Raw genomic sequence first — 15,917 nt, forward strand, 5'->3', positions numbered from 1 at the left:
CCTCCACGCCCCCTCCCTTTTTTCAGGATGCATTTGTGTTGAAGCGCGTACTTGTCACCGGTGGTGCCCATCGTTTGGGTGCGCTCCTTTGCGCCCGTTTCGCTGCGGCCGGGTGGGAGGTGTGGTGCCATTACCAGCGCAGCGCTGAAGCGGCCGAGGCGCTGTGCGCCGGGCTGCGTGCCCGAGGGCATGAGGCCCACGCCATCCATGCAGACCTGTCAGATGAAGGCAGCCGCAAGGCCGTGATTGCAGAAATTGCCGCCAAGTCCGGCCCGCTGCACTGCTTGGTGAACAACGCCTCCAGCTTCGAGCCCGACAGTGGCGATGCCATCGATACCGAGGGCGCACGCCAACAGCTGGAAGTCAACCTGATGGCACCTTTGTCGCTTTCACGCTGGATGGCCAACAGCTTGGGGGCGGACGCCACCCCGGGCGCGCACAGCATCATCCATGTGCTGGACCAGAAGGTGTTCAACCTCAACCCCGACTATTTTTCGTACACCGTCAGCAAGCTGGCGCTGGAACGGGCAGTGGCTTTGCAAGCCCAGGCGCTGGCACCCGCCGTGCGCGTGTGCGGTGTGGCTCCGGGCCTGATGTTTTTGAGCGGCCCGCAAACCCGGGACAACTTCGACAAGGCCGCACGCGTCAACCTGTTGCGCGAACCCATAGACCCCGGCCAGGTCGCTGCCACCTGCCTGTTTCTGGCCGAGAACCCTTGCATTACCGGCAGCACCCTGTGCGTGGACAACGGCCAACATTTGGTGCCATTGGAGCGCGATGTGATGTTTGCCGTGGAGCCCTCTTCTGTGAAAGACACCCCATGAGCCACGATCCCTTGCTGACCCTGGCACTGGAATGCCGCCGCCTTTTTTTACGGGACCACGAAGTGCAAGTGCACATCGGCGCCCATGACTTTGAAAAAGGTGTGTCGCAGCGCTTGATTTTCAATGTGGAATTGTTCGTGCCCTATGAGGGCAGCACGCCTGTTTCTGACAGCTTGTCAGAAGTGGTGGACTACGACTTTGTGCGCGAACTCATTGCCCGCCGCATTGCGCGTGGCCATGTCGAACTGCAGGAGACCCTGTGCGATGAATTGGTGCAGCAAATGCTGGCCCACCCGCAGGTGCGCGCCGTGCGCCTGTCGACCCAAAAACCGGACGTGTACCCCGACTGCGCGGGCGTAGGCGTCGAAGTATTCCGCATGAAAGGCGTGAACACATGAAGGCCAGCACCGGTCACCAAACCCTGACCCTCACGGGCCTGCGCTTTGACGCCAACCTCGGCATTCTGGAGTCCGAAAAAGTCGCACCCCAGCCCATCCAGGTGGACGCCGAGCTGAGCCTGGGCACCCAGCCCCTGCTGCCGCATGACGACGACATCAACCACGTGCTGGACTACCGCAAGGTGCGCCAGATCATCATCAGCGAATGCACGGCGGAGCACGTGAACCTGCTGGAGACCCTGATCGGCAAGTTGGCCCACCGGCTGATGCAGTTGCCCGGCGTGCTGGGCGTGCGCGTCAAGATCGCGAAACTGGAAATTTTTGAAGACTGTGAAGTTGCCATCCGCATGGAGACCGGAGAGTGGTGATCCACCCCGCCATCGCACCAACGCAACAAGGAGAGAAGCATGAACGCTACATGGGTTGAAGAAGACACAACTACCGAAGCGGCGGAGGCTGCTGCCAACCGCAACAAAGAACTCAAGATCGAGCGTGAAACCCACAAGCTGGAAAAGCGACTGTGCCGCCAGATGGGCCAGGCCATTGTGGACTTCAACATGATTGAAGAAGGCGACCGCGTCATGGTCTGCATGTCTGGCGGCAAAGACAGCTACGGCATGCTCGACATCCTGCTCAAGATGCAGCAGCGCGCGCCCATCAACTTCGAGATCGTGGCGGTCAACCTCGACCAGAAGCAACCCGGCTTCCCCGACCACATCTTGCCTGAGTACCTGGCCAAGTTGGGGGTGGAATTCCACATCGAAACGCAAGACACCTACTCCATCGTCAAGCGCAACATCCCCGAAGGCAAGACCATGTGCAGCCTCTGCAGCCGCTTGCGCCGGGGCATTTTGTACAACGTGGCGCGCAAGCTCAAGTGCAACAAACTCGCGCTGGGCCACCATCGCGACGACATGTTGCAAACCTTCTTCCTGAACATGTTTTTCGGTGGCAAGCTCAAGGGTATGCCGCCCAAGCTCACCAGCGACAACGGAGAATTCGTCGTGATCCGCCCGCTGGCCTATGTGGCCGAGAAAGACCTGATCCGCTGGGCCGCGCACCGCGAGTTCCCCATCATCCCTTGCTCGCTGTGCGGCAGCCAGACCAACCTGCAGCGCGTACAGGTCGGCAACATGCTGCGCGACTGGGAAAAGCAATACCCCGGCCGTGCGGAGACCATGTTCACTGCGCTGCAAAACGTGGTGCCCTCGCACCTTATGGACCACACCAAGCACGACTTCAAGAACATCCGCCCCACCGGCATCGCTGACGAGAATGGTGACAAAGCCTTCGACGCGGAAGACCTGCCCACCCCCACCCTGCCCAGCCTCTCCGGGCTGCCGGGTGTGCAAGTCGTGAACCTCTGACGCGGCAACCCACTTTGAAACGCGAGGAACACACCATGCCTCACTTCTTTCACACGCTAGCCCGCTGGTCGGCTTTGGCAGCCTTGGTTGGCCTGACCGGCTGCTCCCTGCCGCGCATGATCGACAGCGATGTGCAAAGCTTCGCCGGTGCGGCACTGCCCGTCAGCAATGCGGATTTCCGGTTTGAGCGCCTGCCCTCGCAGCAGCAAAACCCGGGCTTGCAGGACACGCTGGAAAGCATGGCGCAGGAAGCCCTGGAGCGCGTGGGGCTGACCCGCAATGACACCTCCGGCCGCTATCTGGCGCAAGTGGGCATCGGTGTGGACAACATCCGCAATCCGCACTACCGCCCGCCCCGCCCCCGTCTGGTGCGGGGTGCCGATGGCAAGTTGTACGAAGAATGGCCAGTGATGCCGGACATTGAAGTGCCCTGGTTCCGCCACCGAGTACACCTGACCCTGCGCGACAGCACTATCAGCCAAGTGGCCTTTGAGACCACCGCCATCTTTGACGGCCCCTGGCGCGACACCCTGAACCTTGTACCGCCCATGCTGGAAGCCGCACTCAAGGACTACCCCAACCCCGGCAGCAGGCGTGTGGTGGTGGAGCTGCCTGCTCCCGGAAAAGAGAACCCCTGAATGCCCGTGACCCGCATCATCGCCGTGCGCCACGGCGAAACCGCCTGGAATGTGGACACCCGCATCCAAGGGCAACTCGACATTGGCTTGAACGAGCGCGGTCTCTGGCAAGCAGAGCGTGTGGGCAAAGCATTGGCTGAAGAAGCCATAGACCGGATTTACAGCAGCGACCTGCAACGCGCCCACAGCACCGCGCAAGCCATAGCACGGCACACGGCCAACCCGACAGCACGCGAAGTGCAACTGCACACCGGCCTGCGTGAGCGCGGCTTCGGCACCTTTGAAGGGGAGACCTGGGCCGACATTGCAGAAAAGTGGCCCGACGAGTCCCGCCGCTGGAAACAGCGCGACCCTCACTTCGCCCCGCCCGGCGGTGAAACTCCGACCCAACTGCTGGCACGTGTACAGGCCACAGTGGACGACATTGCCTCTCGCCATCCCGGCGAACACATCGTGCTGGTAGCCCACGGCGGTGTGATGGACATGCTTTACCGCCTGGCCACCCGGCAGGAGCTGCATGCCCCGCGCACCTGGCACTTGGGCAACGCGGCGATCAACCGGCTACTGTGGACACCGGATGGTCTGAGCCTGGTCGGCTGGGGCGATGCACGCCATCTGGAAGACGACGCATTGGACGAAACCACCGCCTGAGGCGCCACAAAAACCTGCCATGCTCCATTACGTGCTACACGCCGGCTCCGTCCCTTGGCAAGACCAACTGCTGTATGCCGGCCTCATCATCGCGGTGATTGCCGTAGTGTTCTTTGGTCTCTGGTGGCGCAAGCGGGCCAGTCGCCCGCAACAAGGCGACTTCGCGGCGCTGGTCCAACAGGGCAACGTGGCCGAAGCACTGGAGGCCCAAGCCCAAAGCCCACTGGCCGATGCGGCTGATGCCTGGCAGGAAACCCGGCACACCATGGAGAACGTCAAGACGGGCGTGGAGCGCTTTCTGGCACTGATTTTGTCCCTGCTTTCCGGCCTGCTTTGCTTGATCAGCGTATTGGCCGTCTTCAGTGATATTTGGCATTTCCCGCCATCAGACTGGGGCACGTTTGCCTTCTACATGGTGCTTGGCGGCGTGACTGCTTGGTTCACCCGCGTGAAGTGGCGCGACTTCCGCGGCCGTAAATAGGCGCGCCCCTCCAGCGCGGCCTAGGGTTCCCCCGATCGGCACCAAGCGCTTGCTCGGCAAAAATGCTGCATGAGCAAAATCATCGTCTTCGCCACCCCGGTTTTCTTTCTACTCATCGCCCTCGAATTCGCCTGGAGCCGGCGTGCCAACGCCCGCGTCCCCGGCAGCCGGGCCTACCGGCTCAATGACGCCATCAACAGCATTAGCCTCGGCATCCTGAGCCAGGTAGCAGGCGTGCTGACCAAAGTGCTGACCGTGGGCATCTATGCCGCGGTGTTCAAGGCCGTGGCCTTGTACCCCGACCTAGCTTTCTGGAGCACCTGGTACGGCGTAGTGCTGGCCTTGGTGTTTTACGATTTCTGCTACTACTGGCTGCATCGTGCCGGCCACGTGGTCGCGCTGTTCTGGGCGGCCCATGTGGTGCACCACCAGAGCCAGCATTACAACCTCTCGACTGCCCTGCGCCAGACCAGCAGCGGGGCATTTTTCGGCTGGGTGTTTTACCTGCCCATGGCCGTAGCCGGGGTACCACCGCTGGTTTTCGGCATCGTGGCACTGATCGACCTGCTCTACCAGTTCTGGGTGCACACCGAGCAGGTGGGCAAGCTGGGCTGGTTTGACCGCGTGTTCTGCTCACCCAGCAACCACCGGGTGCACCATGCCGTGAACGACCCGTATATCGACAAAAACTACGGCGGCATCCTGATGGTGTGGGACCGCATGTTCGGCACCTTCCGTGAAGAAGAGGAGCCCTGCGTTTACGGCACCCGCGGCGCGCTCAACAGCTGGGACCCGGTCTGGGCCAATGCCGAGGTGTACTGGGGCCTGGCCAAAGACAGCTGGGCCACCCGCCGCTGGATGGACAAGCTGCGCGTCTGGTTCATGCCGCCGGGCTGGCAACCGGCAGACCTGGCCGCTGCCCACCCCAAACCCGCTTTCCGGCTTGAGCAGGTGCAGACCTTCAACCCGCCCTTGACCACCACCCAACAGTGGTTTGCAGGCCTCCAGTTTTTGGGACTGCTGGGTGCGGTGGCGGCATTTTTGTGGGTTGCGGACAGCTTGAGCTTTACCAATGCGGCACTGTATGCGGCAGGGCTGTTTGCTTCGGTATGGGCAGTGGGGCGCTTCATGCAACATGGCCTGAGCATGCTGGAGGTATTGGCGGTGGAGGCTGCCGCATGGGCCAGCCTGAGTGCGGTAGACCTGCTGCCCGGCCACCTGCTGGCCAAGCCGCTGGTCATGACGATTGCTATTGTTTTCGTAGCTGCTCGCGCATATTCCATGAGCGCCAACGGCCAAAAACAATCAAAATCTACCGCACTGCTACTGGCTTCATTGGTGTTCTCGTTGGCGGGTGATGTGTTCCTGATGCTGCCGGGCGACTACTTCATCCCCGGACTGGCGGCGTTCCTGGTGGCGCACGCCTTCTACATCGCCCTGTTCCGGCAGGATGCCCCTTGGTTTGCCAACCGCCGCGCTTTGCAAGTGGTGCTGGCTTTCGGCGCTGCGGTCTATGCCTTGCTGTGGAGCCATTTGCCCGACGCGGGCCTGCAAATCGCTGTGGCCGCCTACGTCACGGTGATTTGCCTGATGACGTCCCAAGCCTTGGGCCGGGCCGGCACCTTGGGCGATGCGGCGGCGGGACGTGTGGCTTTGGGTGCCTGCATCTTCATGGCGAGTGACTCTCTGATCGCGGTCAACAAGTTCCTGGCGCCAATACCTCTGGCTTCTTTCTGGATTTTGCTGACCTATTTTGCGGCGCAGTTGCTGATCGTACATTTCGCACGACCTGCCGGCACAGAAGCCGCAGACTCGCCCGCTTAGTCGCCCAGCAAATCCACCGCCGGACCCGCAGGTGCCGTCACCCCCAGGTGGCGGTAAGCGGCCAGCGTGGCAATGCGGCCACGCGGAGTGCGCTGCAAGTAGCCCTGCTGGATCAGGTAGGGCTCGATCACGTCTTCAATGGTTTCGCGCTCTTCGCCGATGCTGGCGGCAATGTTGTCCAGTCCCACAGGGCCACCGTCAAAGCGGTGAATCACGGCCTCCAACAATTTGCGGTCCATCAGGTCGAAGCCTTGCGGGTCCACATCCAGCATGGCGAGCGCGCGGTTGGCAATGTCCAGAGTGATCTTGCCGTCGCCCTTGACCTCGGCAAAGTCGCGCACGCGGCGCAGCAGGCGGTTGGCAATCCGCGGTGTGCCGCGCGAGCGGCGGGCGATCTCGAAACCGCCATCCTCGTCCATGGGCACACCCAAGAGGCCCGCACTGCGTTTGACGATGCGGGCCAGCTCTTCATTCGTATAAAACTCCAGCCGCGCCACGATGCCGAAGCGGTCGCGCAGCGGGTTGGTCAGCATGCCGGCGCGGGTGGTGGCTCCCACCAGCGTGAAGGGTTGCAAATCGAGCTTGATGGAGCGGGCCGCCGGGCCTTCGCCGATCATGATGTCGATCTTGTAGTCCTCCAGCGCGGGGTACAAGATTTCTTCGACCACCGCTGAGAGGCGGTGGATTTCGTCGATGAAGAGAACGTCGTTCTTCTCCAAATTGGTCAGCAGCGCAGCCAGGTCCTTGGGCTTTTCCAGCACCGGGCCCGAGGTCTGGCGCAAGTTCACGCCCAGCTCGTGGGCGATGATGTGGCTCAGAGTGGTTTTGCCCAAGCCGGGCGGACCGAACAGCAGCACGTGGTCCAGTGCCTCGTCCCGCTTTTTGGCGGCACCGATGAAGATTTCCAGCTGCTCGCGCACCTTGGCCTGGCCCACATATTCGTCGAGCAGCTTGGGGCGCAGGGCGCGTTCGATGGCCTCTTCGCTGTTGGACACGGGCGCGGCCGACACCACGCGGGGTGCGGGCGGCGGGGGAACAGCAAAATCGTCGGTCTGAATGCTCACAGCAGCGGCCTATCCAAGCAGAAAAAACAAGAAACTCCAGCGGGGTGCCCACTATAGCGCGCAGCTTACCGCGCTCAAGAGAAGGCGGCAGACTGCCGATAAGCACCTTATCCCCTTCTGGCGTGCCCCATGGCCCGCCGGAGATTTGCATTTGTGTTTGCTTGAAAGGCAGCGCCCGCCATGCCCATCCGCCCACCCTCTGCCGCGCAGCGCCTGCGCCCCAAGGCTCTGATCGCCTTGCTTCTGGCCGCCCTGTGTTGCGCACCCGCTTGGGCGAATGACGCGGAACCGGCCGCCAAGGCCGCCACCAAAGCGGCCAAAAAAGAGGTTCTGGGCGAGATTTCGGCCACCAGTGCGTCCAACGCCAAGGAAGTTGGCGACCATCTGCGCGAAGCCTTGGGCGCCGAAGTAGCCGGAAAAAAGAAGCTGCTGATCAATGTATCCAAAGTGCCAGGCGGCACATCCGCTCCAGCCGCCAGTGGCCGCAGCAGTGGCAGCACCTCTGGCGCTGGCATGAGCAGCCGGCAATACATCCAGGCACGCGCTGCCGCATTGGCAGGCCACGGCGACACGGCACAGATCGCAGCAGCTGGTGCACCCGCTGCCGATGCACATGGAAGCGAAGTCCACTGGACCTATGAGGGCGAAAACGGCCCGCAGGCTTGGGGAAAACTCAAGCCAGACTTCAACATCTGCGCCATCGGCAAACGCCAGTCTCCTATCAACATCGAAGAGGGCACGACCCTTCAAGGTCCTGCGGAGCCGGTGCAGTTCAACTACACCCCTAGCAGTGGCACCGTGGTGAACAACGGCCACACCATCCAGGTGGACGTCCAGGGCGATAACAACATCACCGTCCGCGGCTCGCGCTACCGGTTGCTGCAGTTCCATTTCCACACCCCCTCGGAAGAGTCGGTGAACTACAAGCGCTTTGCCATGGTGGCGCACCTGGTGCATAAAAATGATGAAGGCCAGCTTGCCGTGGTGGCCGTGCTGCTGGACCCCGGCTCAGCGCCCAACCCGCTGATCGACAAAGTGTGGACCTACATGCCCTTGGACGCGGGAGACCGGGTGCGCATGCCGCGCGAACTGCTCAACATGAACGAACTGTTGCCCTCCGACCAGCGCTACTACCAGTTCATTGGCTCACTGACCACGCCGCCTTGTACCGAAGGCGTACTGTGGATGGTGCTCAAGCAACCCATGGCCATCAGCCGCAACCAACTGCGCTTGTTCACCCAGCTTTACCCCATGAATGCGCGCCCGGTGCAGCCGCTGAACGGCCGCCCCGTGCGTGACGCGCAGTAAGCATGCACCGGCCTCTGGCCGGTGCAGACCCGTGACCGAGCGATGTCAATTGCGGGTGTAGACGATCTTCTTTTTGCCCGCCTCACAGGTGCCGACCACGCGCTTTTTGCCGCTGTCGGCATCGCGGTCCACCACGTCCAAGGTGAAGTTTTTGGCCCCGTGGGACTCGATCTTGGCGTTGAGTTCCGTTTTCAACACTTCGCAGTCTTTGGCCGCCCATGCGTTGGCGGACAACAGACACAAAGCCAACACACTCGGGCACACGGTTTTCTTCATGGGGCAGTTCCTCTCTGGTGGGGTACGTCAACAGACACGGCCTCTACGGGCCTGACTGCATGGTAGCCAGACGGCAAGGTACCCCACCTATCGCAAACCCGCATCCCCGAGATCCGACTTTGCTATCAAAAGAGAAGCTACTCGCGCCCTGTCGATGGGCGCCAGGGGCTTATTTGGCCAAAGACTTCAAGGCCAGCTTGATACCATCACTAACGCCCACATCCTTGGGCAAGGCCTTGAGTGCGGCTGCCGCCTCCTTGTCGCTGTAGCCCAGGGCCAGCAGCGCCTGCAGGATGTCGGACTGCGCATCGCCCACGGCGCCCAAAGGCGCCCCGAGGTCGGCGCCCAGCTTGCCCTTGAGTTCCAGCAGCAAGCGCTCGGCCGTTTTTTTGCCGATGCCTGGCACCTTGACCAAGCGCCCGGCCTCCTGGGTTGTCACGGCCTGCGCCAAATCCCCCACACTCAGGCCCGACAAAATCGACAGCGCCGTGCGCGGCCCTACACCGGAAATCTTGATCAACTCGCGGAAGGCCTCGCGCTCGGTGCTGGTGGCAAAACCGTAGAGGATTTGCGCGTCTTCGCGCACCACAAAATGGGTGAGCAGCGTGACCTTGTTGCCGTCAGCCGGCAGGTTGTAGAAGGTGCTCATGGGCACCTGCACCTCGTAGCCCACGCCGCCGCAGTCGATGATGACTTGCGGTGGATTTTTGTCGCTGACGATGCCTGTGAGTTTGCCGATCATGGTGCGGAGTCCGGGGTTCTGGGGTGGTGGATGGCCGGCGAGGCCACGGTTCCGATCAAATTGGGGACAATGCAGGGGTAGCGCTTAAGTGGCGCCCCTTCGCAGTCCTCTGCTTTGCCGGATTATCAGCTTGATTCTCAAACACATCTTCACCCCGCTGAACAACACGCGTCTCTCGCACCTGTGCGGCCCGACCGACGAACACCTGCGCACCATCGAGCGCGAGCTGGAAGTCAAAATTGCCCACCGACATGAACAGTTCAAGGTGGAAGGCCCCAAGGCCAAAGCCCAACGCGCCATGGAGATGCTGCAGGCCCTGTACGAGATTGCCGGCCGACCGATTGCAGCATCCACCGTGCAGCTCATGCTCAGCGGCGATGGCGAACTGGGCGCCGAGGGCCCCAGCCTCTCCACCCGCCGCGCCGACCTCAAACCGCGCAGTCAGAACCAGGCGCTGTACCTGGACAATATTGCCGAGTTCGACATCACGTTTGGCATCGGCCCCGCCGGCACCGGCAAGACCTATCTGGCCGTGGCTGCGGCCGTGGACGCGCTGCAACGCAGCTCGGTACAACGCATTGTGCTGACCCGCCCCGCGGTAGAGGCCGGCGAGCGCTTGGGCTTTCTGCCCGGCGACCTGAACCAAAAGGTAGACCCGTATCTGCGCCCCCTGTACGACGCGCTCTACGACCTGATGGGCTACGACCAGGTGCACAAAGCGTTCGAGCGCCAGCAGCTCGAAATTGCCCCTCTGGCCTTCATGCGAGGGCGCACCTTGAACAATGCATTTGTGATCCTGGACGAGGCGCAGAACACCACGCCCGAGCAGATGAAGATGTTTTTGACACGCGTTGGCTTCGGCACCAAAACTGTCATTACCGGCGATCTGACCCAGATTGATTTGCCCAAAGCGCAGATGAGCGGCCTGGTGGAAGCCGAGCGCGTATTGCGCCGCACGCCGGGCATTGCGATCACCCGCCTGACCAGCTCCGATATCGTGCGCCACCCGCTAGTGGCCCGCATCGTGGATGCCTACGAGGCCGCACGGCTGGAAGACCTGCCGCAGATCGCTATTCCCGAGCCTGAGCCCGAACTCCCCCGCGTCGGCCTGCCCAAGACCCGCAGTGCATCACGAACCGTGCGCAGTAGCTAAACCTTTTTGCACCTACGAACCCCATGCTTCCAGAACTCAGCCTCTCCCTGCAATTCGGCAAGATCCAAGACGCAGACAAACACCGCGACGCGCTCAAGCGCCACAAAGTGATTCGCTGGATCCGCAACACCTTGGAGGTGGACGGTGAAATCACCGTGCGCATCGTGGACGCCGAAGAAGGCCAAACGCTGAACCGCGAATACCGGCAAAAGGACTACGCCACCAACGTGCTGACCTTCGACTACACCCAAGAGCCCGTCACCGCCGACCTGGTACTGTGCGCGCCGGTGATTGCCAAAGAAGCCAAAGAGCAAAAGAAAACGCTCGAAGCCCACTACGCCCACATGATCGTGCACGGTACCCTGCACGCGCAGGGCTGGGACCACGAATTGGATGAAGACGCCGAGGTGATGGAGCTGCGCGAGAGCGAGATCATGGGGCGGTTGGGGTTTAAGAATCCGTATTGACTTCGATGGTAGTTGCGCTCCGGCGTAACTGCCTTGGGCGCTTTGCTCCGTGTCCCCCGCGCTTCGCGCTCCTCCTTGACCTGCGCAAAGCACCCAAGGCAGCTACGCCTCCGGGAGGCACGCACCAGGCCCCAGGTCAGTCCGCGTATCGCGCCCCAGCGACCCGTGCACGCTTACGCATGCGGCCAATCAGCAGCAAGCCCACGGCAGCCAGCACCACCAACCCCACCATGCCGAAAGCCCAGATCACCCACAACAGCGGGGCTACCCAGTCCAGCAGTGGAGTAATCCAGGGCATGACAGCGGCGAGCATTTCCACGGACCAAACGATCGTTGCGCGCACGGCTTCCGCCGTGGCTGCGTCGGTCCAAAGCGCAATCCATGGTGGCAGCGGCCACTGTGCGATGGTCTGAAGCCCGCCCTGCAGGTCCATACCTTGGCCTGCCACCCAGTTGGCCAAGGCCGCCGAGAGGCCGATAAAGCCAGTCCACAACAGGGCGAGAAATACGGTTGCGATAGCGAGTGCGATTTTCATGCGCAAATTATCGGGACCGCGCGTGAATTCGCCGCGACATGCCGCAGCATGAGCCCTCGCTTGCAGGGGCCTTCCTTTGGAAGCGACGGCGTTGACCCTTGAATATTTTCAGCCTCTAGCGCGCGCGAAATATGCGCGAGCAGCTATAAAATCAGTAGCATTTAAACAGCAGGCGCCACCCGCATGGGAATCGTCACCGGCCCGTCATTGACCAGCTCCACCTGCATGTCCGCCGCAAAAATTCCGGTCTGCACGATGGGGTGCACTGTGCGGGCCTGGGCCACAAAGTAGTCGTACAAACGTCGCCCCTCATCGGGCGCAGCAGCCGCTTTGAAGCTGGGCCGGTTGCCGCCCGAGGTGTCTGCGGCCAGGGTGAATTGGCTCACGATGAGCAGACCGCCGTGCTGGCCTGCGCCATCCAAATCCTGCACGCTGCGGTTCATCTTGCCGTCAGCATCGCTGAAGATACGCAGCTTGAGCAGCTTGGCCAGCAGCTTGTCGCCCTGGGCCTCGGTATCCCCCTGCTCGGCGCACACCAGCACCAGCAAGCCTTGCTCAATCTTGCCGACCGTAGCACCATCCACCACCACCTGTGCGCGGCGAACGCGCTGTACCAAAGCCATCATCCCGTGTACCTCTCGAAACTGTCTGCGGCCATTGTGCCGCGCACCCCTGTGCCACAATGAATCACCATGTTTGCACACCTTCAACGCCTCCGATTGTGGCTGCTGGCCTGGGCCGCGCTGTCGCTGTTGAGCGGTGTGTACATCGCGCGCGGCGAGCTGGCGCGTCAGCAGGACGTGTTCGACACCAACGCCCGCATCGTGCACCGCTTGCTCAGCCAGCAGGTGGTGCAACACGATGCCATTCTGGCCACGCTGGCGCTGCTGCACGGCGGCAATGCGGCTGATCGTCCTGAGCAACGCCTGCCCGCGCTGTATGGCCAGATTGCGGCGGCAGCCCACCGGGGCGCCAATGAAACCTGGCCCTCGCCCGAACTTGCCAACGCGGAGGCCGAATCCCTCCGCCTCAAGCGCGCAGTGCTGGCCGATGTCGACCTGCAAAAGGGCACTTACCAGCTGGTCTTGGCTGCGCAGCCGGACAGCTATGCCCTGACCATTGCCCTGCGCAACATGGTGCCGTGGGCGGAATGGCCCATGAAGCCGGACACCAGCCCGGTGCAAGTCCGCCTCGATCTGGGCGCCAAGACCTACACCGTGCAAGCCGGTCGCCCTTTTGCCCCGGAAGATGCGGGCTGGACCTTTGAAGCCCGCAAAGTACTGGCGGCGGAGAGCCAGCCTTTTGAGGTGGTGTCGCGCCTGCTTGTGCCGTGGTCGGCTCTGCCATGGACCTATATGCTGATCAGCGCCGGCGCCATTGCACTGGCCTTGCTGCGCGGCCGGATGCTGGTGCAGCAACACACCCAGCAACGCCGTGAAGAAGAGCGCCAACGCGTGGGCCAACGCACACGGCTCAACACCTTGGGCGAACTGGCAGCCGGCATGGCCCACGAAATCAACCAGCCGCTCACCGCCATCCTTGCCAACACCCAGGCCGCCAGTCGCCTGCTGGACGACGCCGAACCGGACCTGACCGCCGCCCGTAGCGCCATGCAGATGGCGGTGCAGCAGGCGCGCAGAGCGTCTGATGTGGTGGGGCGCCTGCGCCGCACGGTAGAGCGCCCGGGCAGCGCCGCAGCGGTGCAAAGCGTGGACCTGCACGCGGCCTGCCAGCACGCGCTTTACCTGCTGGAGCCCGAGCTGCAGCGCGGCCGCTGCACCCCCACCTTGACCGTGGTCGGCACCCCATTGGAAGTGCAGGCCGACCCGGTGGCGCTAGAGCAAATCATCCACAACCTGCTGACCAACGCACTGCAAGCCATGGAGCAGGTGCAGCCGCCGCAGCGTACGCTGCAACTGGTGCTCAGCCACACAGCCACCCACGGCGTGCTGCGTGTGCAGGACTCCGGGCCCGGCATCCCGCCGGACGCATTGGCCAAGGTGTTTGAGCCCTTCTTTTCCACGCGTGAAGGCGGCCTCGGTCTGGGCCTGAGCCTGTGCGAATCTTTGGCACAGGGCATGAGCGCGCACTTGAGCGCTGCCAATCTGCCCACCCAAGGCGCCGAGTTCACCTTGCAGATGCCTCTCGCAACGCCCGCCCCATGACCGCGCCGCTTTCGCCCCTGATCCACCTGATCGACGATGACGAAGCCGTGCGCGACAGCCTGGCCTTGCTGATCAGCACCGTGGGCTTGCGCGTGCAGCCTTGGGACGACCCTCAAACGTTTTTGCAGACCTTTGACCGGGAGAGCATTGGCGCCATCGTGCTCGATGTGCGCATGCCCGGCATCAGCGGGCTGACGGTGTTGGACACCCTGAAGGAACAAAAAGTGGACCAGCCCGTCATCATGCTCACCGGGCACGGCACCATCGACATGTGCCGCCGCGCGTTCAAGTCCGGAGCCGCCGAATTTCTGGAAAAGCCGGTGGACGACGAGCGCCTGCTTGAAGCGCTGCAAACTGCGGTGCGCCAGCATGTGCAGTCCCGCCAACGCAACCAGGCGGACCGCGTCACCCGACAGCGCTACGCGCAACTGTCCGAGCGCGAGCGCGAGGTGCTGGGCCTGATTGTGTCCGGGCTGACCAACAAGGAAATCGGCCGCGCGCTCAATGTGTCACCCCGCACCATAGAAACCCACCGCGCCAACCTGTTCGCCAAGCTGGAGATTGACGCGCTGGCCCAGCTGGTGCGCCAGTACGCCGCACTGGTGGACGAAGACACCGCAGCGTGAAGGTCGTGGCGCTCCGTAGTTGTACGGAGGCGCGGGCGTAGCGGTACGCATGGGCAAATCGGCCCCGGATTTTTACAGTACCTGCACGGTTGATCGAACCGCTTGTACCCCTCAATATCCGGAGCATTCAATGCGTACTTCCCACCTCCTCGCTTTGATTCTTTCCACCGTTGCCACCGCAGCAAGCGCGCAAGCCGTGCGCACCGAGCGCAACATGTCCCTGGAATTGGCCAACCAGATTGCCACCGCCACCGTGGCTGCCTGCTCCGCCAACGGCTATGCCGTGACCGCCACCGTGGTGGACCGCGCCGGCAGCGTCCGCGCAGTACAACGCGCGGACAATGCCGGCCCCCACACTCTGGCCGCCAGCCAGGAAAAGGCCTTTACCTCCGCCTCTGCCAAAAACACCACCCTGGCCATGATGGAAGGCGCCCAGAAGAACCCGACCGCGGCTAACTTGGTCTACATCCCCGGTTTCTTGCTGGTGGGTGGCGGTGTGCCGGTCAAGGTGGGGAACGAAGTGATTGGTGCGGTAGGCGTAGGCGGCGCACCTGGCGGCCACTTGGACGAACAATGCGCCATGACCGCGTTGGACAAGGTCAAGGATTCTTTGAAGTAAATAGACCTCTAGCGCTCGTGGATATTGCGCGAGCAGCTCCTGTTTTTATAGCATTTATAAAGTAAAGCACCATGTCAACCCCCGTTAGCACCCGGCTTGTCCGGACCCTTCGATTCGCCCTGCTACTGGCGGGTATGGCGTGGTTGCCGCTGTCTCAGGCGCAGGTAGCGCCCACGGCCGCCGAGACAGCGGACTACCGCGGCCTGCACGCTGCAGCAGCGCGGGGCGATGTGGCCACACTCACGCAGCTACTGAGCGCCAAAGCCGACATCAATCAGCGCGATGCCTATGGCCGCACGCCCTTGCATGTGGCCACCTTTGCCAAACAGCGCGCGGCGGTGCGCGCCTTGATTCAAGCGGGCGCTGACACCGGCGCTTTGGAAAATGACCGGTACGACGCCGTCACCATCGCCGCAGTGGCCGATGACGAGGAAACCTTGCGCACCCTGCTGGGCCTGGGCGCCAGCGCCAAGCTGGTAACCAGCCGTTTTGAGGGCACTGCGTTGATTGCGGCCGCCCACCTGGGCCACGACGGCGTGGTGCGCCAGCTGATTGCCGCCGGCGCCCCGCTAGACCATGTGAACAACCTGCACTGGACCGCGACCATTGAATCCATCGTGCTGGGCAACGGAGGCGCCCGTCACCAAGCCACACTGAGGGCCTTGGTAGAAGCAGGCGCTAACCTACAACTCACCGACCGCCACGGCAAAACGCCGCTGGATCTGGCGCGCAGCTATGGCTACGCGGAGATGGTGCGCTTGCTGGAGAAGCGCTAGGCC

Annotated in this window: 20 protein-coding genes; 15 read left to right on the forward strand and 5 right to left on the reverse strand. The window is 62.6% G+C overall.

Features of this window, described 5'->3' with window-relative positions; genetic code table 11:
* Window positions 1-35: 35 nt before the first annotated feature.
* From RAN89_RS18100 to RAN89_RS18135, 8 genes are all read left to right on the forward strand, one after another.
* Window positions 36-824 (forward strand): SDR family oxidoreductase, encoded by a 789-nt coding sequence (locus tag RAN89_RS18100; protein ID WP_428984469.1) that lies wholly within the window; start codon window positions 36-38, stop codon window positions 822-824.
* On the forward strand, window positions 821-1,222 hold the full coding sequence (locus tag RAN89_RS18105) for a dihydroneopterin aldolase (RefSeq protein WP_313867605.1): 402 nt from the start codon (window positions 821-823) through the stop codon (window positions 1,220-1,222). Before RAN89_RS18100 ends, RAN89_RS18105 begins: the two co-directional genes overlap by 4 nt.
* Window positions 1,219-1,590 (forward strand): dihydroneopterin aldolase, encoded by a 372-nt coding sequence (locus RAN89_RS18110; protein ID WP_087495090.1) that lies wholly within the window; start codon window positions 1,219-1,221, stop codon window positions 1,588-1,590. The genes RAN89_RS18105 and RAN89_RS18110 overlap by 4 nt, the downstream gene beginning before the upstream one ends.
* 39 nt (window positions 1,591-1,629) lie before the next feature.
* On the forward strand, window positions 1,630-2,589 hold the full coding sequence (ttcA, locus tag RAN89_RS18115; protein WP_313867606.1) for a tRNA 2-thiocytidine(32) synthetase TtcA: 960 nt from the start codon (window positions 1,630-1,632) through the stop codon (window positions 2,587-2,589).
* Window positions 2,590-2,624: 35 nt separating this feature from the next.
* A complete protein-coding gene (locus tag RAN89_RS18120; protein ID WP_313867607.1) occupies window positions 2,625-3,227 on the forward strand; it encodes a DUF4136 domain-containing protein in 603 nt (200 codons plus the stop codon).
* Window positions 3,228-3,878: a histidine phosphatase family protein gene (locus tag RAN89_RS18125; protein WP_313867608.1), complete on the forward strand. Its 651-nt coding sequence runs from the start codon at window positions 3,228-3,230 to the stop codon at window positions 3,876-3,878.
* A gap of 19 nt (window positions 3,879-3,897) precedes the next feature.
* On the forward strand, window positions 3,898-4,359 hold the full coding sequence (locus RAN89_RS18130) for a hypothetical protein (protein ID WP_313867609.1): 462 nt from the start codon (window positions 3,898-3,900) through the stop codon (window positions 4,357-4,359).
* Window positions 4,360-4,428: 69 nt separating this feature from the next.
* Window positions 4,429-6,183 (forward strand): lysoplasmalogenase family protein, encoded by a 1,755-nt coding sequence (locus RAN89_RS18135; RefSeq protein ID WP_313867610.1) that lies wholly within the window; start codon window positions 4,429-4,431, stop codon window positions 6,181-6,183.
* Here RAN89_RS18135 and ruvB read toward each other — a convergent pair.
* The gene (gene ruvB / locus RAN89_RS18140; protein WP_313867611.1) at window positions 6,180-7,247 is read right to left on the reverse strand and encodes a Holliday junction branch migration DNA helicase RuvB; all 1,068 of its coding nucleotides are present in this window, start codon (window positions 7,245-7,247) and stop codon (window positions 6,180-6,182) included. The two genes, RAN89_RS18135 and ruvB, sit on opposite strands and share 4 nt — an antisense overlap.
* Window positions 7,248-7,427: 180 nt before the next feature.
* Here ruvB and RAN89_RS18145 point away from each other — a divergent pair, with 180 nt between their 5' ends.
* Complete coding sequence (locus RAN89_RS18145) at window positions 7,428-8,555, forward strand: carbonic anhydrase (RefSeq protein ID WP_313867612.1); 1,128 nt, start codon at window positions 7,428-7,430, stop codon at window positions 8,553-8,555.
* A gap of 45 nt (window positions 8,556-8,600) precedes the next feature.
* Here the strand turns inward: RAN89_RS18145 and RAN89_RS18150 are convergent, their stop codons facing one another.
* Entirely contained in the window at window positions 8,601-8,831 is a 231-nt protein-coding gene (locus RAN89_RS18150; RefSeq protein WP_313867613.1) for a DUF1161 domain-containing protein, read from the reverse strand.
* A 169-nt stretch (window positions 8,832-9,000) separates the two neighbouring features.
* The gene (gene ruvA, locus RAN89_RS18155; RefSeq protein WP_313867614.1) at window positions 9,001-9,573 is read right to left on the reverse strand and encodes a Holliday junction branch migration protein RuvA; all 573 of its coding nucleotides are present in this window, start codon (window positions 9,571-9,573) and stop codon (window positions 9,001-9,003) included.
* A 130-nt stretch (window positions 9,574-9,703) separates the two neighbouring features.
* Here ruvA and RAN89_RS18160 point away from each other — a divergent pair, with 130 nt between their 5' ends.
* Together RAN89_RS18160 and ybeY are read left to right on the forward strand one after the other, a co-directional pair.
* Window positions 9,704-10,726, forward strand: coding sequence for a PhoH family protein (locus RAN89_RS18160; RefSeq protein WP_313867615.1), 1,023 nt, complete (start codon window positions 9,704-9,706; stop codon window positions 10,724-10,726).
* 23 nt (window positions 10,727-10,749) lie between these two features.
* A complete protein-coding gene (gene ybeY / locus RAN89_RS18165) occupies window positions 10,750-11,193 on the forward strand; it encodes an rRNA maturation RNase YbeY (RefSeq protein ID WP_313867616.1) in 444 nt (147 codons plus the stop codon).
* Between the two features lie 136 nt (window positions 11,194-11,329).
* Here the strand turns inward: ybeY and RAN89_RS18170 are convergent, their stop codons facing one another.
* Both RAN89_RS18170 and dtd read right to left on the reverse strand, forming a co-directional pair.
* Window positions 11,330-11,728 carry a hypothetical protein gene (locus RAN89_RS18170; RefSeq protein WP_313867617.1) on the reverse strand — a complete coding sequence of 133 codons (399 nt, stop codon included), beginning with the start codon at window positions 11,726-11,728 and terminating at the stop codon, window positions 11,330-11,332.
* A 161-nt stretch (window positions 11,729-11,889) separates the two neighbouring features.
* Entirely contained in the window at window positions 11,890-12,354 is a 465-nt protein-coding gene (gene dtd / locus RAN89_RS18175) for a D-aminoacyl-tRNA deacylase (protein WP_313867618.1), read from the reverse strand.
* A 66-nt stretch (window positions 12,355-12,420) separates the two neighbouring features.
* On the opposite strand from dtd, the gene RAN89_RS18180 reads away from it, so the two are divergent.
* The 4 genes from RAN89_RS18180 (at window position 12,421) to RAN89_RS18195 (ending at window position 15,914) form a co-directional block, all read left to right on the forward strand.
* Complete coding sequence (locus RAN89_RS18180; RefSeq protein ID WP_313867619.1) at window positions 12,421-13,893, forward strand: sensor histidine kinase; 1,473 nt, start codon at window positions 12,421-12,423, stop codon at window positions 13,891-13,893.
* Window positions 13,890-14,519, forward strand: a complete 630-nt coding sequence (locus RAN89_RS18185) for a response regulator transcription factor (RefSeq protein ID WP_313867620.1) — start codon at window positions 13,890-13,892, stop codon at window positions 14,517-14,519. Before RAN89_RS18180 ends, RAN89_RS18185 begins: the two co-directional genes overlap by 4 nt.
* A 130-nt stretch (window positions 14,520-14,649) precedes the next feature.
* Entirely contained in the window at window positions 14,650-15,138 is a 489-nt protein-coding gene (locus RAN89_RS18190) for a GlcG/HbpS family heme-binding protein (RefSeq protein WP_313867621.1), read from the forward strand.
* 134 nt (window positions 15,139-15,272) lie between these two features.
* A complete protein-coding gene (locus RAN89_RS18195) occupies window positions 15,273-15,914 on the forward strand; it encodes an ankyrin repeat domain-containing protein (protein ID WP_313869434.1) in 642 nt (213 codons plus the stop codon).
* The last annotated feature ends 3 nt before the right edge of the window (window positions 15,915-15,917 follow it).

Origin of the sequence: Rhodoferax mekongensis, assembly GCF_032191775.1 — a bacterium.
GTDB classification, from domain to species: Bacteria; Pseudomonadota; Gammaproteobacteria; order Burkholderiales; family Burkholderiaceae_C; genus Allorhodoferax; species Allorhodoferax mekongensis.